This is a genomic window from Mycobacterium sp. C31M, assembly GCF_053345865.1.
This window is the reverse complement of sequence record NZ_JBKFAX010000002.1, coordinates 297,167-322,906: the sequence shown is the minus strand read 5'-3', so window position 1 is coordinate 322,906 and position 25,740 is coordinate 297,167. Positions and strand designations below refer to the sequence as shown.

The 25,740-nt window shown below is 63.0% G+C and carries 26 protein-coding genes, 3 tRNA genes and 3 pseudogenes; 22 read left to right on the top strand and 10 right to left on the bottom strand.

Annotated features, from left to right (window positions below):
• Positions 1-81: 81 nt before the first annotated feature.
• Entirely contained in the window at positions 82-801 is a 720-nt protein-coding gene (locus ACLBYA_RS04085) for an MBL fold metallo-hydrolase (RefSeq protein WP_447708071.1), read from the bottom strand.
• 129 nt (positions 802-930) lie between these two features.
• On the opposite strand from ACLBYA_RS04085, the gene ACLBYA_RS04080 reads away from it, so the two are divergent.
• From ACLBYA_RS04080 to ACLBYA_RS04010, 15 genes are all read left to right on the top strand, one after another.
• Positions 931-1,380 carry an RrF2 family transcriptional regulator gene (locus tag ACLBYA_RS04080; RefSeq protein ID WP_447708070.1) on the top strand — a complete coding sequence of 150 codons (450 nt, stop codon included), beginning with the start codon at positions 931-933 and terminating at the stop codon, positions 1,378-1,380.
• The gene (locus ACLBYA_RS04075; RefSeq protein ID WP_447708069.1) at positions 1,377-2,513 is read left to right on the top strand and encodes a globin domain-containing protein; all 1,137 of its coding nucleotides are present in this window, start codon (positions 1,377-1,379) and stop codon (positions 2,511-2,513) included. Before ACLBYA_RS04080 ends, ACLBYA_RS04075 begins: the two co-directional genes overlap by 4 nt.
• Before the next feature lie 201 nt (positions 2,514-2,714).
• Entirely contained in the window at positions 2,715-3,557 is an 843-nt protein-coding gene (locus tag ACLBYA_RS04070) for a hypothetical protein (protein ID WP_447708068.1), read from the top strand.
• Positions 3,558-3,788: 231 nt separating this feature from the next.
• Positions 3,789-3,861: transfer RNA gene (locus tag ACLBYA_RS04065), tRNA-Thr, on the top strand.
• A gap of 38 nt (positions 3,862-3,899) precedes the next feature.
• Positions 3,900-3,973 (top strand) — tRNA-Met (locus ACLBYA_RS04060).
• A gap of 29 nt (positions 3,974-4,002) precedes the next feature.
• Positions 4,003-4,170, top strand: a complete 168-nt coding sequence (rpmG, locus tag ACLBYA_RS04055) for a 50S ribosomal protein L33 (protein WP_023985310.1) — start codon at positions 4,003-4,005, stop codon at positions 4,168-4,170.
• A gap of 9 nt (positions 4,171-4,179) precedes the next feature.
• A complete protein-coding gene (gene hadA / locus ACLBYA_RS04050; protein ID WP_447708067.1) occupies positions 4,180-4,656 on the top strand; it encodes a (3R)-hydroxyacyl-ACP dehydratase subunit HadA in 477 nt (158 codons plus the stop codon).
• Entirely contained in the window at positions 4,643-5,071 is a 429-nt protein-coding gene (gene hadB / locus ACLBYA_RS04045) for a (3R)-hydroxyacyl-ACP dehydratase subunit HadB (RefSeq protein ID WP_447708066.1), read from the top strand. Before hadA ends, hadB begins: the two co-directional genes overlap by 14 nt.
• A gap of 3 nt (positions 5,072-5,074) precedes the next feature.
• Complete coding sequence (hadC, locus tag ACLBYA_RS04040) at positions 5,075-5,587, top strand: (3R)-hydroxyacyl-ACP dehydratase subunit HadC (protein ID WP_447708065.1); 513 nt, start codon at positions 5,075-5,077, stop codon at positions 5,585-5,587.
• A 151-nt stretch (positions 5,588-5,738) separates the two neighbouring features.
• Positions 5,739-5,811, top strand: a tRNA-Trp gene (locus ACLBYA_RS04035).
• Between the two features lie 69 nt (positions 5,812-5,880).
• The gene (gene secE / locus ACLBYA_RS04030; RefSeq protein WP_447708064.1) at positions 5,881-6,342 is read left to right on the top strand and encodes a preprotein translocase subunit SecE; all 462 of its coding nucleotides are present in this window, start codon (positions 5,881-5,883) and stop codon (positions 6,340-6,342) included.
• A gap of 29 nt (positions 6,343-6,371) precedes the next feature.
• Positions 6,372-7,145, top strand: coding sequence for a transcription termination/antitermination protein NusG (gene nusG, locus ACLBYA_RS04025; RefSeq protein ID WP_447708063.1), 774 nt, complete (start codon positions 6,372-6,374; stop codon positions 7,143-7,145).
• Between the two features lie 51 nt (positions 7,146-7,196).
• Positions 7,197-7,625, top strand: coding sequence for a 50S ribosomal protein L11 (gene rplK / locus ACLBYA_RS04020; protein ID WP_447708062.1), 429 nt, complete (start codon positions 7,197-7,199; stop codon positions 7,623-7,625).
• A gap of 75 nt (positions 7,626-7,700) precedes the next feature.
• On the top strand, positions 7,701-8,417 hold the full coding sequence (gene rplA / locus ACLBYA_RS04015; RefSeq protein WP_447708061.1) for a 50S ribosomal protein L1: 717 nt from the start codon (positions 7,701-7,703) through the stop codon (positions 8,415-8,417).
• A 617-nt stretch (positions 8,418-9,034) separates the two neighbouring features.
• Positions 9,035-11,065 (top strand): cellulase family glycosylhydrolase, encoded by a 2,031-nt coding sequence (locus ACLBYA_RS04010; RefSeq protein WP_447708060.1) that lies wholly within the window; start codon positions 9,035-9,037, stop codon positions 11,063-11,065.
• A 230-nt stretch (positions 11,066-11,295) separates the two neighbouring features.
• Here ACLBYA_RS04010 and ACLBYA_RS04005 read toward each other — a convergent pair whose 3' ends face one another.
• From ACLBYA_RS04005 to ACLBYA_RS03995, 3 genes are all read right to left on the bottom strand, one after another.
• Positions 11,296-11,856 (bottom strand): endonuclease/exonuclease/phosphatase family protein, encoded by a 561-nt coding sequence (locus ACLBYA_RS04005; protein ID WP_447708227.1) that lies wholly within the window; start codon positions 11,854-11,856, stop codon positions 11,296-11,298.
• A gap of 35 nt (positions 11,857-11,891) precedes the next feature.
• Positions 11,892-12,233 carry a hypothetical protein gene (locus tag ACLBYA_RS04000; RefSeq protein WP_447708059.1) on the bottom strand — a complete coding sequence of 114 codons (342 nt, stop codon included), beginning with the start codon at positions 12,231-12,233 and terminating at the stop codon, positions 11,892-11,894.
• A gap of 83 nt (positions 12,234-12,316) precedes the next feature.
• Complete coding sequence (locus tag ACLBYA_RS03995) at positions 12,317-12,982, bottom strand: arsenate reductase/protein-tyrosine-phosphatase family protein (RefSeq protein ID WP_447708226.1); 666 nt, start codon at positions 12,980-12,982, stop codon at positions 12,317-12,319.
• A gap of 47 nt (positions 12,983-13,029) precedes the next feature.
• Between ACLBYA_RS03995 and ACLBYA_RS03990 the strand changes: the two are divergent.
• Positions 13,030-13,176, top strand: a pseudogene (locus tag ACLBYA_RS03990) (ATP-binding protein); the annotation flags it as partial.
• Positions 13,177-13,223: 47 nt separating this feature from the next.
• Here ACLBYA_RS03990 and ACLBYA_RS03985 read toward each other — a convergent pair.
• Together ACLBYA_RS03985 and ACLBYA_RS03980 are read right to left on the bottom strand one after the other, a co-directional pair.
• Positions 13,224-14,195, bottom strand: coding sequence for an endonuclease/exonuclease/phosphatase family protein (locus tag ACLBYA_RS03985; protein WP_447708058.1), 972 nt, complete (start codon positions 14,193-14,195; stop codon positions 13,224-13,226).
• 47 nt (positions 14,196-14,242) lie between these two features.
• On the bottom strand, positions 14,243-14,752 hold the full coding sequence (locus ACLBYA_RS03980) for an arsenate reductase/protein-tyrosine-phosphatase family protein (RefSeq protein WP_447708057.1): 510 nt from the start codon (positions 14,750-14,752) through the stop codon (positions 14,243-14,245).
• 904 nt (positions 14,753-15,656) lie between these two features.
• Here ACLBYA_RS03980 and ACLBYA_RS03975 point away from each other — a divergent pair.
• From ACLBYA_RS03975 to ACLBYA_RS03950, 6 genes and pseudogenes are all read left to right on the top strand, one after another.
• Positions 15,657-17,189: a sugar transferase gene (locus ACLBYA_RS03975; protein ID WP_447708056.1), complete on the top strand. Its 1,533-nt coding sequence runs from the start codon at positions 15,657-15,659 to the stop codon at positions 17,187-17,189.
• Positions 17,190-17,371: 182 nt separating this feature from the next.
• Positions 17,372-18,646, top strand: coding sequence for a glycosyltransferase family 4 protein (locus ACLBYA_RS03970; RefSeq protein ID WP_447708055.1), 1,275 nt, complete (start codon positions 17,372-17,374; stop codon positions 18,644-18,646).
• A gap of 54 nt (positions 18,647-18,700) precedes the next feature.
• Positions 18,701-19,360, top strand: a complete 660-nt coding sequence (locus ACLBYA_RS03965) for a hypothetical protein (protein ID WP_447708054.1) — start codon at positions 18,701-18,703, stop codon at positions 19,358-19,360.
• 161 nt (positions 19,361-19,521) lie between these two features.
• A pseudogene (locus ACLBYA_RS03960) lies at positions 19,522-19,800 on the top strand (transposase); the annotation flags it as partial.
• A gap of 80 nt (positions 19,801-19,880) precedes the next feature.
• A pseudogene (locus ACLBYA_RS03955) lies at positions 19,881-20,941 on the top strand (IS3 family transposase); the annotation flags it as partial.
• Between the two features lie 76 nt (positions 20,942-21,017).
• Positions 21,018-22,811 carry an IS481 family transposase gene (locus ACLBYA_RS03950; protein ID WP_447708053.1) on the top strand — a complete coding sequence of 598 codons (1,794 nt, stop codon included), beginning with the start codon at positions 21,018-21,020 and terminating at the stop codon, positions 22,809-22,811.
• 70 nt (positions 22,812-22,881) lie between these two features.
• On the opposite strand, the gene ACLBYA_RS03945 is transcribed toward ACLBYA_RS03950, so the two are convergent.
• The 4 genes from ACLBYA_RS03945 to ACLBYA_RS03930 all read right to left on the bottom strand — a co-directional run bounded on the left by ACLBYA_RS03945 (position 22,882) and on the right by ACLBYA_RS03930 (position 25,546).
• Complete coding sequence (locus ACLBYA_RS03945; RefSeq protein WP_447708052.1) at positions 22,882-23,103, bottom strand: transposase; 222 nt, start codon at positions 23,101-23,103, stop codon at positions 22,882-22,884.
• A 118-nt stretch (positions 23,104-23,221) separates the two neighbouring features.
• Positions 23,222-24,031, bottom strand: a complete 810-nt coding sequence (locus ACLBYA_RS03940; RefSeq protein WP_447708051.1) for a hypothetical protein — start codon at positions 24,029-24,031, stop codon at positions 23,222-23,224.
• Positions 24,032-24,221: 190 nt separating this feature from the next.
• Positions 24,222-25,163, bottom strand: coding sequence for a methyltransferase domain-containing protein (locus ACLBYA_RS03935; RefSeq protein WP_447708050.1), 942 nt, complete (start codon positions 25,161-25,163; stop codon positions 24,222-24,224).
• On the bottom strand, positions 25,160-25,546 hold the full coding sequence (locus ACLBYA_RS03930) for an acyltransferase (protein WP_447708049.1): 387 nt from the start codon (positions 25,544-25,546) through the stop codon (positions 25,160-25,162). Before ACLBYA_RS03930 ends, ACLBYA_RS03935 begins: the two co-directional genes overlap by 4 nt.
• Between the last annotated feature and the right edge of the window lie 194 nt (positions 25,547-25,740).

Below are 25,740 nucleotides of genomic sequence, written 5' to 3'. Positions count from 1 at the left end.
GCGCGCCGTCAGGCGCTGTGAGCTCGCACAATAGTCCAGCCAGCAATCCGGTGCGCGACTATCGCCGGCCGGGCGGTCATGTCAGCCGCCCATCAGCATTCGCCACTGATCCAGATTGCTGGCCCGATAGACATAGTTGGACTGCTTCACGACTTCCAGCGGCGCGCTCGGGTCGGCCGAATACCAGTGACCGGGGAACACCGTCGGATCACCGGGCAGCTTGGCCAACGACTGCAAGCTGCGGAACATGTCATCGACGTTGCCGCCCGGGAAATCGGTGCGGCCACAGCCCTCCAGGAACAGGGTGTCGCCGGCGACCAGGCGGCCGTCGAGCAGGAAGCACTGGCTGCCCGGCGTATGGCCCGGGGTATGCAGCAGCTCGATGTCGATATCGCCGACGCTGACGGTGTCGCCGTGCTGGTGGGTGGTCAGCTCGCTCATCGCGATTCCGGTGACGTTCGAAACCCATTCCGCTTCAAGGGCATTGACGTGCACCGGCACGTTCACCCGGTCCAGCAGCTCGGCCACCCCGGCGAGCGTGAAACCCATCATGGTGCCGCCGACATGGTCGGGATGGTGGTGGCTGACCAGCACACCGGACAGTCGCATCCCGTCGGCCTCCAGCGTGTCGACGAGGTCGCCGGCGGCATAGGCCGGATCGACCAGCACTGCGTCACCGGTCTCGCGATCGCCGATCAGGTAGGCGAAGTTGCGCATCTGCTGGGCGATCGGGTCGGCGGCCGCGAAATCGCGACCCGACAGCAGTTGGCGGAAGTACAGGCGATCTGCGTCAGTTGCCATGCGCAACACCTTATGGGTAAGCGCCTTACCGGCTGAAATCGCAGGTCCAAAAACCGCACGTCAACGTGTATTTAAGGCCACTGCCCGGATATCTGGTATTTGCGATGCAGGATTTGTAGCGTCGGCGTCATGCAACTCACCCGGTTCACCGACCTGGGGCTGCGCACGATGATGCTGCTGGCCGCGGGGGATGCCGCCGACCGCCGCATCACCACCCGCACGATCGCCGTCGGTGCCGACGCGTCCGAGCATCACGTCGCCAAGGCGGTCGCCCGACTGGTCGACCTCGGCATGGTCAACGCCCGACGTGGCCGGGTCGGCGGACTCTCGCTCACCGCCGAAGGCCGGACGGTGTCGCTGGGCTGGCTGGTGCGTCGGCTGGAGGGGGACGCCGAGGTCATCGACTGCGATGGCGGGGCGCGGCCCTGCCCGTTGATCGCCGGGTGCCGGTTGCGCCGCGTGCTGGCCGACGCCAAAGAGGCTTTCTACCGCGAACTCGACAACCACACCCTCGAAGACCTGACCGGCGGCGCCCTGCTCCCGGTCGTAGCACTGCCACTGGAGAGGACCGCCCCATGACCGTCATTGTCGCCCCTGATGAGCTGCTGCCCGCCGAGGCCGAGGTCATCTCGGCAACGCTGCCGCTGGTCGGAGCCAATATCGATGCGATCACCCGGTCCTTCTATACGCGACTGTTCGAGGCGCACCCGGCGCTGCTGCGCAATCTGTTCAACCGGGGCAATCAGGCCCAGGGTGCACAGCAGCGCGCGCTGGCCGCGTCGATTGCCACCTTCGCCGCACATCTGGTGAACCCGGACCTGCCGCATCCGGCCGAACTGCTGTCGCGGATCGGACACAAGCACACCTCGCTCGGGGTGACCGCGGACCTGTACCCGGTGGTGCACGAGCATCTGTTCGCCGCGATCGTCGAGGTGCTCGGTGCCGACACCGTCACCGCCGACGTCGCCCAGGCGTGGGACCGGGTCTACTGGATCATGGCCAACACGCTGATCGACATGGAGCAGGGCCTCTACGACGAGGCCGGGGTGGCCGCCGGTGACGTCTACCGGCGGGCCCGGGTGCTCGCGCGCGCCGACGATCCCTCCGGTGTGGTGCTGGTGACCGTCGGTTTGGATGTGGAATTCGAAGCGGGACAATATGTCTCGGTCGGCGTGACGCTGCCCGACGGGGCTCGCCAGCTGCGTCAGTACAGCCTGGTCAACAAACCCGGCAGCGGTGAGCTGACGTTCGCGGTCAAGCCGGCCGGTGAGGTGTCGGAGTGGATCCGCGACAACCTGCGCGCGGGGGATCTGATCGACGTCACGGTCCCGTTCGGTGATCTGCCGGTGCCCGTCGCCGGCGTCCCGCTGGTGCTCATCTCCGCCGGGATCGGCATCACCCCGATGATCGGCATCCTGGAGGCGCTGCCCTCGGATGCGCAGGTCACCGTTCTGCACGCCGACCGCAGCGAGCAGACCCACCCGCTGCGGGAACGTCAGCGTCAACTGGTCGACGGCCTGCCGAACGCTTCCCTGCAGGTTTGGTACGAGGACCTGATGTCGCTGGACGGGGTCGACCTGCCCGCGGACGCCGAGGTGTACCTGTGTGGCAACGACGGGTTCGTCCGCGCGGTGCGAGACCAGTTGGTGGCGCGCGGGGTGACCCGGGTGCACAGCGAGTTGTTCAGCCCGAATGACTGGCTGTTGTCGTAGTCGGATCTACGTGACGTCAGTCAAAGCGAGTCAGGCGGGGCTTTGGCGGAAGTGAGGTACGCCGCGGACGCCTGGATGCGTACGTGACATCAGTCAAAGCGAGCCTCCGGTTCGTGCGACTGAAGCCACGCATCCCTGAGTTATCCACAGGCCCCCGGACCGGGCGTTGGTTCTGTCGGTTGACAGTGCCAGCATCCGGTCATGGGGGTCTTTGTGGGCAGCGAGGCGTTGGCGGCGGGCGCGGTGACGCGCAGCACGCTGCGTACCCGATATCGACGGATGTGGCCCGACATCTACGGTCCACCGAACCCGGGAATCCGGGATCGGGCGCGCGGCGCGTACCTGTGGTCGAAGCGCCGCGGTGTCATCACTGGTGTCGCGGCCTCCGCGCTGCATGGCGCGAAGTGGGTCGACGACACCGTCCCGGTCGAGATGCTGTGGAGCAACACCCACCCGCCGAACGGGCTGATCGTGCGCAATGAGGCCTATGTGCCCGATGAGGTCATCGGCCGGGCGGGCATCGCGGTCACGACACCGGCGCGCACCATCTTCGATCTCGGCAGGCACCTTGAGCGTGACAAGGCAGTCGCCCGGATCGATGCGGTGCTGGCGAGTGGACGTGTCACGGTTGACGAGGTGCTGCCGTTGATCGTCCGGTATCCGCGAGCGCGCAATCTGGCCGAGCTGAAGGTCGCGCTGGCGTTGGCCGACGCAGGTGCGGAGTCGCCACAGGAGACACGGATACGGCTGCTGCTGACCGACGCGGGTATGCGCCCGGAAGCGACGCAGATCGTGGTGCGCGATGGCCGGCGACGCATCGTCGCGAAGGTCGACATGGGCTGGCGGGATCTCAAGATCGCCGTGCAGTACGACGGTGCGCACCACCAGGCTGACCGCGAGACCTACGTCCGTGACCAGGACGTCACTCGCAACCTGATGGCGCTGGGGTGGATCGTCATCCGGGTCATCGCCGAGGACTCCAGGGCCGACGTGGTCGGTCGCGTCGCCGCAGCATTGTGCAGCCGAGGGTGGCGAGCAGCCTGACATGAGTTCAGTCGAAACCGGCCGAACCGGGCTCTGGCGGAAGTGAGGTACGCCGCTGGCGTGGCCCGACGTACGTCAGTTCAGTCGAAACCGGCCGAGCCCGACTTCGGCTGAACTCGGGCGCCCCAACGGCCCTTAGACTCGGCCACATCGCCCAAAACCGGCCCCAGACCAGCCGTTTTGTCTCCAAGACCAGCGGGAATGTACCCTCTTTAAGGCCCTCGGGCCAACGCCCCCTTAGCTCAGTCGGCAGAGCGTTTCCATGGTAAGGAAAAGGTCAACGGTTCGATTCCGTTAGGGGGCTCGGTGGACGTCCGGGCGGATTCCGCCCGCGTCGATCGGGGCGGTGTAGCTCAGCTGGTTAGAGCGCACGACTCATAATCGTGAGGTCGGGAGATCGAGCCTCCCCACCGCTACAGACAAGACAGAACGAGGAGCGAGAGACGTGGCGTCGAGTACCGATGTCCGGCCGAAGATCACTTTGGCCTGCGAGGTGTGCAAGCACCGTAACTACATCACCAAGAAGAACCGCCGGAACGACCCGGATCGCCTGGAGATCAAGAAGTTCTGCCCGAACTGCGGTCACCACCAGCCCCACAAAGAGTCGCGTTAGCCCCTGGTTGTGACTCTGTCGGAGAAGCTCGTCGGGAGGCATTACCGCTATCCCGACGCCTACGAGGTAGGCCGCGAGAAGATCCGCGAACACGCCGTCGCCGTCAAGAACGACGACGCGTGCTTTCACGATGAGACTGTCGCCGCCGGGTTGGGCCACCAGAGCTTGCCGGCGCCGCTGACGTTCATCTGCATCTTCGGCTATACGGCCCAACTGGCCTTCTTCGACGACGCGAACATCGGCGTCAAGGACGCCCAGATCGTCCAGGTCGATCAGGCGCTCAAGTTCGTCAAGCCGATCTTCGCCGGCGACCGGTTGTACTGCGACGTCTACGTGGACAGCGTGCGCCAGGCGCACGGTACCGACATCATCGTCACCAAGAACATCATCACCAACGAACTTGGTGAGGTTGTGCAGGAGGCCTACACGACCCTCGCGGGTCGGTCGGGCGACGGAGAAGAGGGCTTTTCAAATGGCATTGCGTGAGTTCAGTTCGGTGAGCGTCGGGGACACCCTTCCCGAGAAGGTGATCCCGCTGACCCGTCAGGATCTGGTGAACTACGCGGGCGTGTCCGGTGACCTGAACCCGATCCACTGGGATGACGAGATCGCCAAGCAGGTCGGTCTGGACACCGCGATCGCGCACGGCATGCTGACCATGGGTCTGGGTGGCGGGTACGTCACCAGCTGGGTCGGCGATCCGGCCGCGGTCACCGAGTACAACGTGCGGTTCACCGCCGTGGTCCCGGTCCCCAACGACGGCGTCGGCGCCGAGATCGTCTTCACCGGCCGGGTGAAGTCCGTCGAGCCGGAGACCAAGTCCGTGACGATCGCGCTGGCGGCGACGACCGGCGGGAAGAAGATCTTCGGGCGCGCCATCGCGACCGCGAAGTTGGCCTGATCCGTGGCCCTCAAAGCAGACATCCAGGGGATGGTCTACAAGTACCCCGAGGTTTTCATCGTCGGCCGCGAGCAGGTCAAGATGTTCGCCAAGGCGGTCAAGTCCGAGCACCCGGCCTCATTGTTCGAGGAGGCCGCCGCCGAGCTCGGCCACGACAATCTGGTCGCCGGTCCGACGTTCGTGTCGATCCTCGCGAACCTGGTGCAGCAGGACTTCTTCCGCAATGTCGACGTCGGCATGGAGACCATGCAGATCATCCAGGTCGACCAGCGATTCGTGTATCACCAGCCGATCAAGGTCGGTGATCATCTGAACGCCGAGCTGGAGGTCATGTCGGTCGACAACCGGTTCAACGCCGACATCGTCGTGACGCGCAACATCCTGCACGACGAGAACGGCGCGGTGGTCATGGAGGCGTACACCACGCTGATGGGTCACGAGGGTGACAACTCGGTGTCGGTGAAGTACGACCGGGAATCCGGCCAGGTGATTCGGTCGGCGGCAGGCGCGGATTAGTTTTCGGGCGGAGCGCAGCGACAGGGGATTAGTAAGTAGCACTTGGGCCGTTGTACACTCGGTCCTCGGGGTTTTCCCACTACAGCGCGCTGTCCGTCGGTTCGGAAATCGGCCGATCGGAGAGCGCGCAACTGTGTGAGGCCCTGAACGAAGGGGCGTAGCTCAATTGGCAGAGCAGCGGTCTCCAAAACCGCAGGTTGCAGGTTCAAGTCCTGTCGCCCCTGCTCAACTGAATACTCGACAAGTGTGGACACTGGAAGGTGACCACACGTAATCCAGACGAAAGGCATGCGGTGAGCGACGACAAGCCGGCACTGGGGCCTTCAGCAGACGAAGGGCCCGAGGGCGGCGAGAAGGTCGGCCCGGCTGCCGCCGCAGCCCGCCCGCTGCGTCCCTCCGGAAAGCGGACGCGACGCTCGGCCGTGGGCGTCATCGACGAGGACGAGGACACCGCCGGTGACACGGCGGCCACGGATACCGACACCGCGGACGACGCCGACTCCGACGAGAAGGCGACCAAGCGCACCAAGGCGGTCAAGCCCGCCAAGGCCGAGGGCTCGCGGGTCAATCCGTTCGCCTTCGTCTGGAACTACCTGAAGCAGGTCGTCGCCGAACTGCGGAAGGTCATCTGGCCGAACCGTAAGCAGATGGTCACCTATACGACCGTGGTCCTGGTGTTCCTGGCGTTCATGGTGACGCTGATCGGATTGGCCGATCTCGGGCTCGTGAAGCTCGTGGGAATTATCTTCGGCTGACCCGGAAGTATGAGAGAGGACTGACAACCGTGACTAGCTTCGACGGCGACGATACGTTCGACGCCGATACGACCGAGGGTGAAGCCACCGTCGACGTGATCGACGAAACCGCCGCATCTCCGGAGGCCGATGAGGCTCCCGCGGCTGAGGCTCCCGAGGCCGAGGCTGTCGACGAGGACGTCGATCCGGCGACGGCGCTGAAGAAGGACCTGCGCACCCGCCCGGGCAACTGGTACGTCATCCACTCGTACGCCGGTTACGAGAACAAGGTGAAGGCCAACCTCGAGACCCGCGTACAGAACTTGGACGTCGGCGACTACATCTTCCAGGTCGAGGTGCCCACCGAAGAGGTCACCGAGATCAAGAACGGCCAGCGCAAGCAGGTCAACCGCAAGGTGCTGCCGGGCTACATCCTGGTCCGGATGGATCTGACCGACGAGTCGTGGAGCGCGGTGCGCAACACCCCGGGTGTCACCGGGTTCGTGGGTGCGACGTCCAAGCCGTCGCCGCTGACACTCGACGATGTGGTGAAGTTCCTGCTGCCGCCGGCCGCGGCCAAGAAGGCCACCGCCAAGACCACCGCCGCTGCGGCGGCGTCCAGCGAGGCGACGCTGGAACGTCCGGAGATCCTGGTCGACTTCGAGGTCGGCGAGTCGGTCACCGTCATGGACGGCCCGTTCGCGACGCTGCCCGCGTCGATCAGCGAGGTCAACGCCGAGCAGCAGAAGCTCAAGGTGTTGGTGTCGATCTTCGGTCGCGAGACGCCGGTCGAGCTGACGTTCACGCAGGTCGCCAAGATTTAGTTTTCGGGTCCGGATATCGGCCGGGCCCAAGAGAGAAGGAAAAACCAGAGCATGGCCCCGAAGAAGAAGGTCACCGGGCTCATCAAGCTCCAGATCCAGGCCGGGCAGGCCAACCCTGCCCCGCCCGTGGGTCCGGCGCTCGGTCAGCACGGCGTCAACATCATGGAATTCTGCAAGGCGTACAACGCCGCGACGGAGTCCCAGCGCGGCAACGTCATCCCGGTGGAGATCACGGTTTACGAAGACCGCAGCTTCACCTTCGCGCTGAAGACCCCGCCGGCCGCCAAGCTGCTGCTCAAGGCAGCGGGCATCCAGAAGGGTTCCGGCACCCCGCACACCACCAAGGTCGCGGAGATCAGCTGGGATCAGGTGCGTGAGATCGCCGAGACCAAGAAGGAAGATCTCAACGCCAACGACATCGACGCCGCGGCGAAGATCATCGCCGGCACCGCCCGCTCCATGGGCATCACGGTCAAGTAGTTCGACCAACCACAAGCAATTCGTGGGAGGGCCCGCTTCGGCCCGCCAACCACACACTCTGAACTGGAGACACCAATGAGCAAGAGCAGCAAGGCCTATCGCGAGGCCGCCGAAAAGGTGGACCGCGACAATCTCTACACCCCGTTGCAGGCCGCCCGCCTGGCCAAGGACACGTCGTCGAAGAAGCAGGATGCGACCGTTGAGGTGGCGATCCGGCTGGGCGTCGATCCGCGCAAGGCGGACCAGATGGTGCGTGGCACCGTCAACCTGCCGCACGGGACCGGTAAGACCGCGCGCGTCGCGGTGTTCGCCGTGGGTGAGAAGGCCGAGCAGGCTACCGCTGCCGGCGCCGATATCGTCGGCAGCGATGACCTGATCGAGAAGATCCAGGGCGGGTTCCTGGACTTCGACGCCGCCATCGCGACGCCCGATCAGATGGCCAAGGTCGGTCGGATCGCCCGCGTGCTGGGCCCGCGTGGCCTGATGCCCAACCCGAAGACCGGCACCGTCACCGCCGATGTGGCCAAGGCTGTGCAGGACATCAAGGGCGGCAAGATCAACTTCCGCGTCGACAAGCAGTCCAACCTGCACTTCGTCATCGGCAAGGCGTCCTTCGACGCCGAGAAGCTGGCCGAGAACTACGGTGCGGCGCTCGACGAGGTGCTGCGCGCCAAGCCGTCGTCGTCGAAGGGCCGGTACCTGAAGAAGGTCACCGTCTCGACCACCACCGGCCCGGGCATCCCGGTCGATCCGTCGGTCACCCGCAACTTCACCGCGGACGAGCAGGCGTAGTCCTGATCTGACCGTGTCACCGGAGGATCAGGTGTAGTCCTGACCTGAAGCAACCCGAAACCCCGCGCATCGTCGCGGGGTTTCGGCGTTTCCACGCAAGTTAGCCAAGAGGATTCTCAGGTGAGGGCGTACATAGGTCATGTTCCCTGTGCGAGCGACGTACCACATATTGTGCTGGCCTGGCGGTGGACCGGATATTCGCTGAATCTGCACCGGTGGTCCGGTGCGCGGGGCCGGTGGCTGTCCGCGATGCAGATGGTGTGCCACCGGGCTCGGCCGGCCGTATGCGCAAAGGTTTGCCGAATATCGGGGCCTCCACCAATTCAGTTCAATTGACAAACTCGTCAATAGTTTTCTGAGAATGCATGCGAATGCGGAATCATGCGCGCCTCTGCGAGTCGATAAACTTGGCCAGTGCAATTTGCTGAATAATTGTGTAGCTTCCAATCAGATGCAGGATAAATCGATGAACTAGCACGTCAAATGTGGGGATCATCATGGGTATCTCAGGTTTTCCGATGTCTGTACATGTCGCAATTAAGATTGCTGTGGCATTTATTGCTGCGGCTTTATTTGCTGCAATGGCGGTTCCTCGGACAATCCCTACAACGAGGCATGTGTCGTACGAAGTGGCGCACGTTGCGCAAATTCCGGAGGAACCGAACACCATCGGTATTGCCGATTCGGAGCTCTACCTGCAGGGCACCTTGGAGCAGATCAACGCGCGGCTGGATCTCATGGAGTCACTGGGCGTGACGAACGTGCGCATCATGGTGCCGTGGGCAGGTGTGCAACCCCTGCATCCGGACACTCCGTTCGGCCTGGGAGCGCCGCGGTGGGGTCAGTTGGACGCCGTGGTCAACGCCGCTGCCGAGCGCGGCATGGGCATCCTCGGGGTGCTCAACTCGACACCGATATGGGCGACCAACGGCACACCGATCAACGGGATGCCGGCCGATATCAACCGGTTCGCGAACTTCGCGAAGGCGGTCGCGTTGCGCTACGGCGACAAGATCTCGGCGTATGAGGTGTGGAACGAGCCCAACGCGGCGCAATACCTGAGCCCGCTGTCGCCGGAGGCGTACACCGAGATGCTCAAGGTCACCTACACCGCGCTGAAGGAGGCGCAAGCCCAAATCGGTTCAGAGATCACCGTTGTCGGCGGGGTGATCGGCGCTGGGTTGACGTGGGGTGACTACACCATGAACCCGGTTGATTTCGTGCGACGCATGTATGCGGCCGGTGCACACGGCTACTTCGATGCGATGTCTTTCCATCCGTACAACTACGAGTGGAAGTTCTCTCAGGGCGACAGTCTGCCGTGGCGTGAAGGCATGCCGTTGTATCAGCTGAACCGGATCCGCGAGATGATGGATGCCCATCTTGAGGATGGCCAGGAACAGCTCAAGATCTGGATCTCGGAGTACGGGGTGCCGACGAACCGTGTTTCGGAGGAAACGCAGGCGGCTTTCATCCGCGACCTCATCGAGTACTGGCAGACCGCCGAGGGTGCCGGACCGATTTTCATCTACACCAGCCAGGACCGGGTGGACCTTACGGGTAATGACGATGAGGCGCACCTGGGTATCTTCCGGCCGGATGGGTCGTTGAAACCGGCCGCCGAGGTCGTCAAGGAGCTGATCGAATACTTCTCCGATCCGACCAATCCAGGGCCCGGTCCGGGTCCGGGAACGCCGGCTTTCCCGTCGAATCCGATTGCGGCGCTGCTGCAGTCGTTGCAGCAGGCGGTGAGCAGCCTGCTCAACTTCGTGCCGACTCTGTTCAATGCGGTGGGAGTGTTGATCTCCAACCTGATCGGCGGGATCTTCGGCGGCAGTTCGCAGCCGGCATCGGCGCGGACCGTTCGGACCGCGGGGGCCGACCTTGCCGTACGAGCACTAGACGCCGATGGGGCCGAGGATGGGCGGGCCGCGGGCAATGATGACGGCACGGCTGCCACGGCGGATGCCGACGCCCAAGGCGGTGTCCGGTCGGTGACCACGGTTCGCAAGGCCGGTCAGGATGCCGCGGGCGAGGAAAGCGCCGACGAGGACGGTACGCAGGACGCCGTCGAGGACAGTGACGAGAAGGGCGCTGATCAAGTCTCCGAAGAGGATTCGGCCCACCAGGCCGATGGCGAGGGGGCCGAGGCGGAAGACGGTGCCGCCGGTGACACGGCCGAAGCGCCCGAGTCGACCGACGAATCATCGGAGGAATCGACTGACACGCAGTCGGAGTCGGCGACGGAGTCCACGGATGACAGCACGTCGAAGGAAGATGCGTCCACGGACGACACCTCCACGGAAGACGCCGCGTCAAAGGACTCCGACGAGGATGATCGCTCATCCGACGATGCCGACGGGGAGAAGACCGTGAAGTCGGACACCGCAGCAGACGAATCCGCGGAGGCCGACGAATCGGGGACCGGGAACTCGGGCAGTAGCGGTGTGCGCTCACCCAATGAGCAGAAGCGGGATGCGCCGCGCAGTGTGCGCAACGGTGCCGGCGCTGACTCCAAGGCTGACCGTCGGGCGGGCCTGCGAGGTGAGAAGCCCACTGCGGCAGCGGGTTCAGCCAGTTCGGGTGTGCGCGGCGAGGAGCGGCGCACCGAACGTAAGCAGGCAGTCGGGCACTCCGGAGCCCGGTGAGCGACGCGCCGCGTGCCATGGGGTCTCGGCGAACCCACAGGAACTGGGCCGCCCGAGCAACTACTATCTGGCCCGTGAGTGGCAGAACCTGTCGATGCGGGCATCAGCGCTCCGCGCACCAGCACTATCGCCCCGGAAGCGACTGTGCGCTGTGTGCGCCGGGGGAGTGTGAGCGCTTCCGGCAGAGCGGGTTCGTGGGCGCGGTGCTCGGCGTATTGCGCAGGTCACCCTCAGGGCGCTGACGGGTCCGTTGGGATCGCGATGGTGGCCACCAGTGCGCGATGGTCGCTGCCGGGGACGGTGACGGTGTGGATCGAGGTGGCCGTCGCATTGCGGGTCAGCACGTGGTCGATGGCGATCAACGACGGGATGAAGCGGTTGGGGGAGTAGCTCGGTGTGAAACCGACTCCGGTCTGGCGGGCGGCGTCCTGATAGCCGATGCGGAGCAGGTCGCGGAACTGACGCATGTCGATGGTGCTGTTGAAATCGCCGGCGATGATGACTGCGGCCGACCCGGCTTTCTGGGCGTAGTCGATGAACTCCGCCTTGGCCGCCGTGATGCTGGTCTCCCAGCCGTCGAAGGTGTTTCTGCCGCCGGCTATCGGGGACATCAGGTGGACGCTGGAGATCAACGGGTCATGTTGAAGCCCGGGGATGCGCACTCTGGCGGTCATGAAGTGGTTGCCGTATTTTGATGGCGGCAGCCGGGATAGTGGGTATCGGCTCCACAGTCCGATCCCGCCGGATTCGGGGCGCGGCACCAGTTCCGAGTAGGGGAAGGCCCGGTCGATGCCGGCCTGATCGAGCGCATTGGCCGCCTCGCTGGTCAGTTCGGAGACATCACGATATCGGCGCTGCTTTCTGCCAGTGCTGTGAGGAAAGCGGCATCCGCGTGGCCATGACGCAGATTCGATTCGAGCACGTGGAGCTCGAGGTGCGTGCCGATATCAGTGCCGGATCTGCCGCCCCAGGGGAGTTGCATGGCCAGCGAGACGGTCAGTACGACGGCAGTGAGAACGGCGAGTAGCGGGCGGCGGCCCAAGGCGAGTGTGATCAGCGCCAGCAGGAGCAGTGGTGCGACGTACGGTTGGCTGGCCGCGACCAGTAGCGCGGGCAGATTCGGCAGCGGAAGGGTCCGTACTACCAGCGCAACGGTGGCGTAAATCACCACGGCGCAGGCTATTGAGACAATCGCGGATACCGCGCGGGACCACGGCGGGCCGCGTCGACGGTCCCGGGTGCGCCGTGCCATCAGCCGCGGCAAAGGTCGATGATCGGCGGTAGCAGATCGGCGATCTGCCTGCCGACGGCGGCGAAAACCTCTGGGCTCTGGCCGATGGGATCGGCGATATCTATCGTCCGATCGGGCTCCAGATGGGGTCGCAGATTAGCGAGATCTGCAACCGTGTGCGCACCAAGGTCGGTGACCAACAGGGATGCTTCGATCAGTGTGAAGGTGCGATTCAGCCTGTGCGGGGCGAGATCGAGGCCCGCGTCCCGGTGCTCACGAGTCATGGTCAGGATCAGATCCGAATTAGACGCAATCTTCCCGGTCAGTTGCCTGGCAGCAAATTCCGCTGGGTTTCCGCCTAAGTCGCGTAGCACCTGCTCGGCATGTGGATGGACCGGATGCCCGATCACGGCACGAGTCCCGGCACTAGTCGCGATGAGGTCCGGGGCTCCCTGAGCGATGCTGTAAGTCGTGGACAGTCGCTCTGCGATGGGTGACCGGCAGATGTTTCCGGTGCACACGAAGAGGATGTGCAGGGTGTACTCGTTGACTCGGCTCAACTTTTGGAGCCTATTATCGGCGACTGACTGCCCCAACTCCCGAGCGATCTGCTTACCCGTCTCGTGCGCGATCCGCACCGCACCCTCACAGAATGCCCGGTCGTACTTCTTCCGTTTCTCTGGCATCTCAATCCCTATTGTTGATGCCTCCACGGTCTCGGGGGAAGGTCACAGAGACCGCCGGCCGGGCGCGCTCCATGCTGGCCACCCGCCGCAAAGCAGCCGGCTTCCCCACCGGCAAAACCTTCGAGGCGTAGGACCCGGGCGCGTCCTCGATCCCGCTGCCGACCCAGCAGGCGCTGCAAACCCTACGGGCAGTGCACCTGTCCGCCCATGGGCAGTTTCAGATGACCGTTGACACGGCCGGTCATCTTGCGGGCGGGTCGCGGGGAACCGCGACCGTGGCGAGCAACGCCCGGTGGTCGGTTCCCGGGATCCGCACGGTGCTGATGGCGGTCGCTCGCGCATTGCGGGTCAGCACATGGTCGATGGCCAGCACCGGCGGAATCCAACGATGCGGGGAGTAGGTGGGCAGGAATCCCGCACCGGTCTGCTCGACGGCATCCTGATAGCCGATGTCGAGTAAGTCCCGGAACTGGCGCATGTCGACGGTACTGTTGAAATCGCCGGCGACGATCACGGCGCCCGGGCCGGCCAGCCCGGTGTAGTCGACGAGTCCCTGGTGCGTGGCCTCGACGCTGTCATGCCAGCCGTCGAAGGTGTTCCCGCCGGCCGCGATCGGGGACATGAGGTGGACGCTGGCGACTACGGGGTCGTGGCGGACGCCGGGAACGCGGATCTGAGCCGCCACGTGCGCATTGCCATGGTTCGAATCATGCACAGACTCGAAGGGGAACCGGCTCCACAGGCCGATCCCGGCGGCACCCGGCATGGGGATCAGCGCCGCATACGGGAAGTCGTCGGCCAGGCCGGCCTGAAGCCGTTCGGCGGCAGCTGCCGTCAACTCGGACACTGTGATGACATCGGCGGAGCCGGTCGCGATGTCGACGAAGGCATCGGTACTGACCTGGCCGAGGCGCAGGTTGGACGACAGCACACGAATGCTGGTGTGCGGCTCGTTGGGCAGCTGTTGCCGACCGTAATACCAGGGCGCCTGCGCAGCGATCACCAGAATCAGAATAAGAGCCGCTGCGCACGTCAGCAGCCAGCGGCGGCCGATCAGCAGGACCATCAGCGCCGCCGCGGCGGGTATCACAACGTACGGAAAGCTGACCGCCACCACCAGCCCGAGAAGGTCGAATAGTGGCAGGGTGCGGACCGCCAGGGCGATCACGGTGTAAATGAGTGCTGCTTTGGCCAGCACGGTGAGCCAAGACACTGTCCGCGATCGTGCCGGGCCGCGCAGTTGGGACCGGGCCAACGGCCTCATCGAGGCCGGCAGAGTTCGAGCACAGGTGGCAGCAACGCGGCAATGTGCGCTCCGACGGCGTCGAAAACCTCGGGGCCGTGTCCGATGGGGTCGGCGATATCGAGCGTGGCGTCGGCACCGAGGTGTGGCCGTAAATTTGCGAGGTCGCCAATTTCACGGGCGCCCAACTGTCCTACCAATAGCGCTGCCTCCGACAACGTGAAGGTGCGGTTCAGCTTCTGGGGCGCGTGTTCCAAGACCGTGTCGCGATGCGCACGAGTCATGGTCAGCACAAGGTCGGCGGTCGCCGCGATCTTCGGGGTCAGCTGTCTGGCAGCAAAATTCGTCGCGTCGCCGCCAAGGGTCAGCAGAACACGCTCGGCTTCGGGGTGGATCGGATGGCCGATGACGGCGCGGGTGCCGGCACTTGATGTAGTCAGAGTCAGACCGGCGATGTGTTGGGTGGCCGCCCATGCGGCCGTGAGGCGTTCTGCGCTGGGTGACCGGCAGATGTTGCCGGTGCACACGAATAGCAGATGCAGCGTTTCGCTCCTTGTTCTGGCTGCCGGAACCTAGGGGCCTCGATAGCTATGGCAAACGGTGTCGGATTCAGTATCGGCGTTGAACTGATGGGGTCGCCACCCGGGAACGTGCGAGACGTTTGAGGCGTCGTGTGTAGCAAATGGTTGCTAAGCGATGTCGCGCGGACTGGTGGTGCAGCTACCGGCGGGTACAGCAACCCGCCGCCAACCGCTCGGATCCGTGGCGGGACCGGGTCCCGCTGTCTTGGCGAATCGAGATGATCTTGACAGTTCGCCACGACTGTCGATCGGTACTGGAAAAGTTTGCCGCAGATTGTCTCTATGAGTTAGCTATGAAGGCTCACTGCGGCGTTGACGGCTCGGCCGGGTTGCGCGGCGAACGACGAACTGCACCCGAGTTGCTTTCGTCAGCAACGATTCGAGTGGTTGTTCCATTCCGGCGCTCCAGATCTTTTTGTCCGTCAGTGATGGCAAGTCGCCCGTTCGGCGTACTTGAGCCAAAGTATCGGCCTAGCTGGGGTTTCAGACGGTCAGAGTAGTCGTCGCCGTCCAATTCGCGTGAATTCTGGGAAAAATCTGAGATCCAGCTGTAAATCAGGAGTCCTAGCCACTAACATCGCTGCTCAGGGTAATCCGCGCGCCGACTTGTGACCACAAGCCGCGACAGGGGCGGCCGGACGGGTTAATCTAGGCGCCAGTTCCGATCTGGCAAATGCGGAGCGAGTTACGTGGGGGGAAGTATGCAGATGGGGTTAGTGCGCAAGTGCTCATCTGGGGGTCGAAGCAGGGGAGCTTCGGTCGCCGGAACCGCAGTAACTGTGGCGCAGGTCACAGATTTGCCGACTGACGTGGTCGTAAATAATCTGTCGTGCATGACAGGCGGAAATCTGTGACAGTCACCGATCCCGTGCCGAGTGCCGCTGTGAGGTCGGCCGACAACGTCGAACGCGGCACTTCGAACCGCGCCGGTGCCGTTGAAGAGGTGGCTGAGCGGTTGGTGGGCGGGCCACTGCCGAATTCGCAGACGATCCAACGACGTGACACGCCTGCGCCGGCGACGTCGTCACGCACCCCCAGCACGTTCGCGATGCGCCGGCTTAGCCGGGTACGTGCCTGGATGGTCGTTCCCGCGGTTGACTTCCTGATGATGATGGCGCCGATGTTGTGGCGGCCTCCACAACCAACGACGATTTTCACGTTCGCCATTCTGGGAACGCTCTTGCTCAGTGGTGGCGCGCGGTACGTCGCGCCTCTGCATCAGAGCGTGATGGATGAGCTCCCGTCGATCATCACGCGACTGTTGGCTGCAGTAGCGGCAGTGTCGGCTATCGTCCTGTATCTGCACTCCAAGACGAATGTGCTGGTTTTCTTCGAAACCGCCTGCCAAGCCGTCGCTCTCGTGATCGTGGGGCGTCTGCTGACCAGTCGAATGGTGGCCTCGGCCCGTAAGCGCGGGATCGCCAAGCACCACACAGTGTTGATCGGCGGCGGCGTGACCGCAACCGAGCTGGCCAAAACCCTGAAAGAGCATCGCGAATACGGGCTTGTCCCAGTGGGGTTCGTCGATGACGCTCCGGGTGCCCCAGCCTCTCAGATACTGCCGCAGCTCGGCCGGCTCGCCGACCTGGACATGGCGCTGATCACCACCGGTGCTGACACGATCTTGGTCGCCGACGGCGACTTCGAAGAGCGTTCTCTGATCGATGTGGTGCGTACCGAGGTGGGTTTGACCGCGGAATTACTGGTCGTACCTCGCCTGCATCATTTCCATACGCTGACCGGGCAGGCCGATCACATCGGCTCGATTCCGATCATGCGGATTCGCAATCCCAATCTGCGGGGACCGGCGCGAATTATCAAACGGGTCTTCGACGTTGTCTCGTCGGGCGCGGCGCTGATTCTGTTGTCGCCGGTGCTTGCCGTAGCGGCATTAGCGGTGCGTCTGGAGGGCGGGCCTGGTGTCATTTTCCGCCAGGTGCGGGTGGGGCGTGACGGCAGGCCGTTCGAGGTGCTGAAGTTCCGGTCGATGAAGCCGGCGACCGAGAGTGAGTCGCAGACCCAGTGGAACGTCGCTGCCGACAATAGGGTTGGACCGGTGGGCAAGTTCCTGCGCAAGACCTCGATTGACGAACTGCCACAGCTGTGGAACATCTTCCGCGGCGATATGACGGTGGTGGGCCCGCGGCCGGAGCGGCCGCACTTTGTAGAGCAGTTCTCAACCCAGTTCGACCGGTACGCGCATCGGCACCGAGTTCAGGTGGGGCTCACGGGCTTTGCTCAGGTGAGCGGGCTCAAGGGAGATACGTCGATTGCCGATCGCTGCCGGTATGACAACTTCTATATCGAGAACTGGTCGTTGTGGCTCGATATCAAGATCATTATCCGGACTTTCCGTGCAGTGGTGTTGTATCGCGAAAAGTAGCCAGCCGATCGAATGCGTATATCTTCCCTGTTGTAGTGCTCGTCGTGTCCGATAGCCGCTACGGTGAGGTAGCTGAGTGGCTCGACCAGTTATCTCGTGGTGCAATGTATTTGCTGATTGGGCGATATGCCCGATGCGGGTTCGGTTCGGCCACATCATCAAGAAACTGGTAGTGACATCGGATGCCTGGACTTCAAATCTCGATTCTCAGCATGCACTACCCGCCTGAGGTCACCGGTAACGCCCCATACGTGGGGGCGTTGGCAGCTGGCCTTTGTGCTCTGGGCAAAACCGTCACGGCACATGTAGCGCATCCTCACTATCCTGAGTGGACGATCCGTGCTGGCTACGGGCAGTGGAGATGCCTCGAGAGTATCGACGGCGTTACGGTGCGTAGGTGTCGGCATTTCATCCCGAGACCTCCTCGCGGATTGCGAAGACTGCTCTCGGAGATCAGCTTTGGTCTGCGTTTGGCATTCGACAAGCTGGCTAGGGCAGAGGTCGTTGTTGCTGTCTCGCCTGCGCTGTTTGCCACTGCTGTAGCTGCGTTGCGATTGAGGGCTACCCCGCCGCGATCACGGCCAGGTCTCGTCGTGTGGATGCAGGATATTTATACACTTGGGATGTCGGAGACCAAAGAGGGGCGGGGCATTTCGTCACATGTAACGAAGTGTGTAGAGCGATTTGTGCTGCGTTCCGCCGACCGGGTCATAGTGATTCATCCGAGGTTTGAACAGTATATTGCCAGTCATCTCGGGGTGAGCCGTGAACGCATTGTGGTGATCCGGAACTGGACGCATCTCAAGCCGTCGCCGGAGATCTCGAAGCAAGCAGGGCGGAGCGCGTTGGGATGGGCGAATGATGTTGCGCTGGCGGTGCACACGGGCAATATGGGCGCAAAGCAAGGGCTTGAGAATGTTGTAGAGGCGGCGAGGCTGGCCGACCAACGCCAAGCTCGGATCCGGTTTGTGCTTGTTGGCGACGGCGGCGAGCGGGCGCGGCTTGAGACGCTCGCGCAAGGGATTGAACGAATCGAGTTCATAGATCCGCTTGAAGACAACGACTATCGGTTCGCGCTCGCAGCAGCAGATGTTCTGTTAGTCAATGAACTGCCGGGTGTGGCGAATATGGCAGTGCCAAGCAAACTCACGTCATACTTCCACGCTGGGCGACCTATAGTTGCCGCGACCGACCCGAGAGGCATTACAGCCAGCGAGATCGAGGTGGCTAAAGCTGGCGTAGTAGTGCCAGCGGGGGACTCGACGGCACTACTAGAAGCGGCGCTGAATCTGTCGCAGGACACTGAACGCGGTCTAGAGTGCGGCGCCGCAGGCAAAAAGTACTGCAGGGAGTCACTAGCTGCGGATGCTGCCATCTCCTCGTTTGAGCGGGTGATCGAGGAAGTCGCACATGCACGACTCGTGGTGACAAGTCGCTGGAACACGGCGCGGAACTGAGCTATGCGAAGCGGTGTAGTGGCTCAGGGCAGCGTGTATGACACAGTTACGAGCGTGAGAAGCCGTTTGGCTCTAGCTGTTGCACTGGTGGTTACCCTCGTAGCATGTAGTGCGGAACAGACTGAGTTGCCGTTCATCGATACATTCAACCGAACAAACACCGACCTTGGGCTTGGCGAAGGCTGGGACCTCCGTGGTCCTTACGAGGAGACGTTTCCTCTTCCGTCGGCGGCTGATGGGTTTATAAAGGGCGGCAGATATTCGTACGCAGGAAACAGCGTGGTCTATGCGGCGCGACAGTTCCAAGGCACCGTCCGAAGGATGGGTATTGAGGGGCGCTGGAGGTACGTCGGTGACGGGGCGGAAACTACAATGGCGATGGCCATTACACCGAATGAGCAGTTGATCACCGATATGGTTCACTTTACGGCGACTCGCGCTAGCTGGGACCTTACGCTACGGCGCGGCGGCGGAGAGTTCGAACCTGTTCTGAACGGGCGTTTTTCGCCCGCTTTGGAGCTTGGCCGTGAGTACCAGTTTGAGTTTGAAGCGAACAATGACTCTGTGACTGTACGAGTCCCGGGCTTGACGGTGTCGAAGGACGTTTCCACAAATGGCTTAACTGGCGATCGTGCCTTCTGGGAGCAGTACCCGAACAGCTCTCCCGCCGGCACAGTGTTCGATGCCGACTCTGTCTGGGCCGGCGGGCAATAGCGTCGGTGCGCTACTCGACCCTGACTTCAGCTACGAGCCTTCGACACAATTGATGCAGGCATGCACATCCGTGAGCGCGTGGGAGCGTGCAATCTGTAGGTTTATCGTGCCGGAGGCTGCTGCCCACGTCTTTAGGACACGCCTAGTACTGCGTAAAGCAAGTGCCGACACCGTTTCTTGCCGAGTTCCGTGCCGACGTCATCGCGCTGGCCCGCAAGGGTGAGGCGCCGCGGCGCCAGATCGCGAAGGACTTCGGCATCTCGGAGGCCTGCCTGCATCGCTGGCTCAAGATCGCCGACCGTGATGATGGCCGCGGCCAGCCCGCGTTACCGGCCAATGCTGACGACATGGCCGCGCAGCTACGCGAAGCACACAAACGGATCAAACTCCTCGAGCAAGAGGCCGAGGTGATGCGCCGCGCGGTCGGCTACCTGTCTCGGTGAGGTGAGCCCCCTGTAGTGGTCCAGTCGTTGTGGGACTCTGTTGCCCGAGTGTCCGGGCAGGAAGAATCACCAACGACATGGCATCGAACAAGCGCCGGCGGCATACGCCGGATCAGATCATCCGCAAGCTCACCGAGGGCAACAAGCTCCTCGCCTCGGGCCAGGAGCTGGCCGAGGTGTGCCGGCATCTGGAGATCGCCGAATCGACGTGGCATCGCTGGGTGGCCCAGTACGGCGGCATGAAGGCCAACGACGCCAAGCGGCTCAAGGAGCTCGAGGCCGAGAACGCGCGCCTGAAGAAGCTGGTGGCCAATCAGGCCCTCGACATCGACATGCTCAAGGAGATCGGGGCGGGAAACTTCTGACCCCGAACCGCAAACGCCGCGCAGCGACCATGCTGCGTGAGCGGTTCGGGGTGTCGCAGCGCCGCGCCTGCACGGTGGTCGGTCTGCACCGCTCCTGAGGCCATCACCGGTCACCACCGAGGAGGGCGAGCTGCGGGCCTGGCTGCGCCGGTTCTCGGTCGACCGGCCTCGCTGGGGGTGGCGCCGCGCTGCCAAGATGGCCCGCCGCGCGGGTTGGCAGGCCAACAACATGCGCATCCGCCGGCTCTGGCGCGAAGAGGGCCTGCGGGTCCCGCAGCGCCGCCGCAAGAAGCGGCTGACCGGCATCGGGGTGGCCGTGGGGGCGATGTCACCGATCCGTCCGAATGTCATCTGGGCGATGGACTTCCAGTTCGACACCACCGCCGACGGCCGCACCATCAAGATGCTCAACGTCATCGACGAATTCACCCGGGAAGCCCTGGCCATCGCAGTCGACCGATCCATCAACGCCGACGGTGTCGTCGCCGTGCTCGATCGGCTGGCCCTCATCCACGGGGCACCGCACTATGTGCGCTTCGATAACGGCCCCGAGTTCGTGGCATACGCCGTCAGAGATTGGTGTCGATTCCACAGTGCCGGTTCACTTTTCATCGATCCCGGCTCGCCGTGGCAGAACGCCTTCATCGAATCATTCAACGGCCGGCTCCGCGATGAACTACTCAACTCGTGGCGCTTCGATTCGCTGCTGGAGGCTAGGGTGATCATCGAGGACTGGGGCCGCGATTACAACGCTAACCGGCCCCATGACCTGTATGGGTTCAGGACATCTTTGACCGTTCGTCATCGGGACATCGTTGACGGGCAACCCGCGCCTGCCACGGTGTCGTCGTGGTCAATCCAAACGTTCCTGAGACTGATTCCGATGTTGCCGCGCGTGTCACGGTCGAGATCCGTCTGCGCGCTGTCACTGAAGTCAAAGACGGGGCGCCCGTTGGTGAGGTGGCCCAGCGGTTCGGCGTGACACGTCAGACTGTCGCGGCATGGCGTAAACGCTATGAGGCCGGCGGCCTGGACGGTTTGGCCGATCAGTCGCGTCGCCCGCATTGCAGCCTGGGCCGGATCTCTCCCGATGTTGAAGCGTTGATCTGCGAAATGCGCCGCCACCATCGACGCTGGGGAGCCCGGCGCATCGCCTACGAATTGACGCTGGAGATTGGCGAACAAGCCCCGTCGCGATCCACGACTCACCGCGTCCTGGTGCGCAATGGTTTGGTTAATGGCCAAGAGCAGCAACATAAACGAGTCTACAGACGGTGGGCACGCGAAGCACCGATGCACCTGTGGCAGCTCGACATCGTCGGCGGGGTGTTCCTAGTCAACGGGCGCGAGCACAAGATGCTCACCGCCATCGACGACCATTCACGCTTCGTCGTGGCTGCCACCGTTTTGCCGGTGCCGTCTGGTCCCGCGGTGTGCGATGCTTTCTTGGCCGCCATCGCCCGTTGGGGTGCACCGTTCGAGGTGCTCACCGACAACGGCAAGCAGTTCACCGGCAAGTTCACCAGGCCATTACCGGTCGAGGTCCTCTTCGAACGGATCTGCCGCGACAACGGCATCACCACCCGATTGACCAAACGCCACTCTCCCACGACCACCGGCAAGATCGAACGCTTCCACAAGACGCTGCGACGCGAACTTCTCGACGAGACAGGCGCATTCGAGTCGATCAAAGCCGCCCAGGCAGCCATCGACGAATGGGTCCACGCCTACAACACCGTGCGGCCCCACCAATCGCTGGACATGGCTACGCCAGCGAGTTTGTTCCGCAGCCGACTCGCCGATCCAGAACTTCACCCAGCCGTTGAGATCGGCCGCCCCGATGAGCCGGCGAGCCCCATTCGGCGGATAGCACCGCCGAACGTCGCCAGTGGGCCGCTGCCGATCGAAATGGAGGCACGGGTGCCACCGTCGGGCGTCGTGGTGATCGCGGGCCTGCAGCAGCTCTGGGTCGGAAAGAACTACGCCGGGCTAACGGTGACGCTGTGGATCCACCTAACCAGCATCCACATCCTGCTCGCCGACGAGGTCATCAAGACCGTCCCGTCGCGAGTAACCAACGCCGACCTGGAACGGCTGTCACTGCGCGGAGTTCGAGTCGGACGACCTGACCCCGCCGGGTCCACGCCACCCGACAGTCGCTCCAGTGGAGGATCGAGGGCGGTCGAAATCGAGCGCACCGCCGACCGTGACGGCATCGTTGTCGTCCGCGGTCGAGAGCTGGCGTTGGGCACCGGTGTCGCCGGAACTCGGGTGACGCTGCGATTCGACGTCGGCCTCATCCACGCCTCAGCGGGCAACATGCTACTTAAGACGCTCTCAAACCCGTTCTTTGTCAACGAGATGCGAGACATCAGAGGCGCCCGGCCGGCGACTACAGCGCTGCCCTCACCGCCACCAGCCGGCCCGCAGAGCGTCCAGCGGCGAGTCCCCAAAGACGGAGTCGTGATGGTCGCTGGACAGCGCCTTCGAGTGGGACGAACACACGCCGGCATGATCGTTACCGTCGTGGTCGAAGACCATCACTTTCGCGTCCTCGACGGCTTCAAAGAGCTGTCACTGCACGCGCGGACGTCGACCAAACCCATCCGCAACTTCAACGCTCACCGCCCCCGGAAGCGGTAACCATGTCCCGATGACGATCCGTTACCCATGTCCTGAGACCACACAGTCACCCACTCAGCCCACGGCGAACTCACCCCTGCCGAGTTTGCCCTACACTGGGCCACGACCCACCAACCGAAAGTCGCATAGCGACTGGACCACCAAACGGGTCCCCCTCAAGTTCCTGTTTTCGCCAGCCGTAGATGGTCTGGTCGCTGATATTCAGATCCGCTGCGATCTGCGCGATCGGATGGCCAGCGGCCACCAGGTCGAGCACCTTGCGACGGAACTCTTCGGGATAACGCTTGGGCACGGACACGGCTCCTTTGTGGACGTCGTGACCAGAAGTCAAGCAAACCGACTCCGTGCAACCCAGGGCACATCAGCGAGTCAACTGAACCCGGGGCAGTCCCTTCTTCGCCCTGCTGCGGCTAATTGTCGGTCGACACGGTCAGGGGCTGGCCCTCCACGGTCGCCCATACCGTGTCGACGTCAAGTACGTTGCCTGCTGGCGTGCCGTTTGGGTACTGCTCCCAGAAGGCGCGGTCTCCGACCAAGCCCGCAGTAGGCACATCCTTGCTTTCTTCTGTTCCAGGGACGCGCACAGTAATGCGTGCATCTGTTGCTTCGATTTCAAATCGATAGTCGCGATCGAGTTCAAGAATAGGGGTAAAGCGTCCGCCTAGCACGGGCTCGAATGAACCGGCACCACGACGGAGTGTGACCTTCCAACTTGATCGGTTCACCACAAAGTGCACCATATCTGCGACCACCAAGTCGTTGGCCGTGATGCCCATCGCAAGCGTGGTTTCGGTACCGGTCCCGACACTTCGCCACCGCGCTTCGGCACCGATGCTGCGGACGGGGCCGTCGAACTGCCTGACGGCGTATACCATGCTGCCGCCGGTATAGGTGAAGTTACCGTCTGCGATGTAACCGTCGGATGCGGCTGGCAGTGGGAAACTGTTGGCGTCTGGGTCTATTCGTGGATCGCGTCCGCGCATATCCCAACCTTCGCCGAGACCGTAGGTCGTATTAGGGCGATCGAAATAGTCGAAGAAGGTTGCCGCGATTGGCTCCGGAGGGAGAACGTCGTTCTGAGGGGTCGGTTCAACCGGCTGCTCCGTGTTCTGAAGCGTTGAAGTTGTGGGCGGTACATACTTCGACTCATAGGCGGGAGGCTCATGACTGCACGAAACGAGCACCATCGGCGCCATGAGGAGGGCCAAGCAGCGATTCATGGTTGTCACTGTGTCATAACGTGACTCTTGTTTGGCGCGAGCATCGGTGTTTTCAAGGCTTCCGCTGTAGAGATCCGTTCGCGGACAAGATACTTGCGCTCTAGCTTCGCTCGATCAGACCTAGATGCGCTAAGTGTGCAGCCGTGGGCACGCCGCTTACACCAGGCAAACATTCGTGCCATGCGTTGTCCTAGCGCTTCACAAATTTCATCGTGAGGCAGTCACGCTCACGTATGAATAGTTCGAGTACTCTAAGGATGCACATCAGGGCCAGCCTTGCAGGCTGGCTGTCTACGAGTCCGCGTCGTTTTTCGACACGAGTATCGCCGCGATAAAGCGCCGCTTTCAAGTTAAGCCGGAACCATGATTCAGGCGTGCTGCTCCACGAGTCTGTCGCTACCAATCCGAACTCATCCGCTAACTTGGTCAGAGAGTGCCGCGTGTAGTGCACTAGATGGAATGGAGCAAACCAGCCACTTACCCAACGTTCGCCGAAGATTCGTCGCCAACCGCTGGATGCATTGGGAAGCGCTAGGTACAGGGTGCCACCTGGCTTCAGAACCCGGCTGAGTTCCCGCATGAAGCGCCGGGGGGCTCGGAGATGCTCGAAGACCTGCATCAGGTACACGACATCGAATTCACCGTCAGGGAATGGGATCTCATCGAAACTATCGACACGGCGCATCTCTAAACCGGCCGCGGTGCACGCGGCGATCATGACTTCAGAGATCTCCGCGCCAACGATTTCGACGCCACGCGCGTGGAAGTACGATAGGTAGGTTCCCCCGCCACTCCCGTAGTCAAGAACCTTACCGCCGTCGGGAACGGTGACGAAGTCGCGGGGGTCGACGTCGCCGGACAGTTTATGAAACGCCCTGCGCAGAGCGGGCTTCGTGCTACCGATGCCCGTTTCTAGGACTACTTCGCTCTCGGTGGTGTAGGCGTCGTAATAGTCAGTGAGCTCCGCGTCCGTGGGCATTGGATCGAGGAACAGTGCGGAACATCTGTCGCAATGGACGATCTCCCATTTGCCCCGCAGGCCTTTTCGCCGGTCCGTAAGTATGGTCGTAGCGGCACCGGTGAACGCCAGCTCGCAAACTGGACATACACAGTTTCGCAGGGATGTGCTCACGGCCGTCGCCTCACTACGAGAGTTTGGTTGTCTTGGTGAACAATCGACCCTGGCGGAATATTACCCGTTACCACCGCTCCGGCACCGATCACCGAGCCTGTGCCGATTGTCGCTCCAGGCAGAATAACGGCATTTGCGCCCACCCACACATCGTCACCTATCACGACGGACTGTTCTTTCCAGGGCTGGTAGCGGATAGGGATATGGCGATCCGCGATGCCGTGATTGGCAGCTACCACGAACACCCCGGGGCCGAGGATTGTGTAGTGGCCAATCTTGATACTGGCGTCGTACCCAGCAATGAGGGCTGAGAATGTCGATACCTTTACGTGGTCGCCAAGCTCGATGTTGGAACCGTTGACTAGCCAGGTTGCGCGGTCCACTACACAACCACGACCGACCCGCATCTTCCGTCTAGGATCGGCGTGAAGCCGGTCCAAGTCGATCGAAAGGTGTATGAGGTTTGCGACGGTCCGGATAACTGTTGCGGGAAGCCTGACAGTGGCCTTCGCAAGCCGCCACCAGAAGAAGATCCTCTCGCGTCGGTGGAGGTCCGCCGCGACGACTGCGTCCGCCG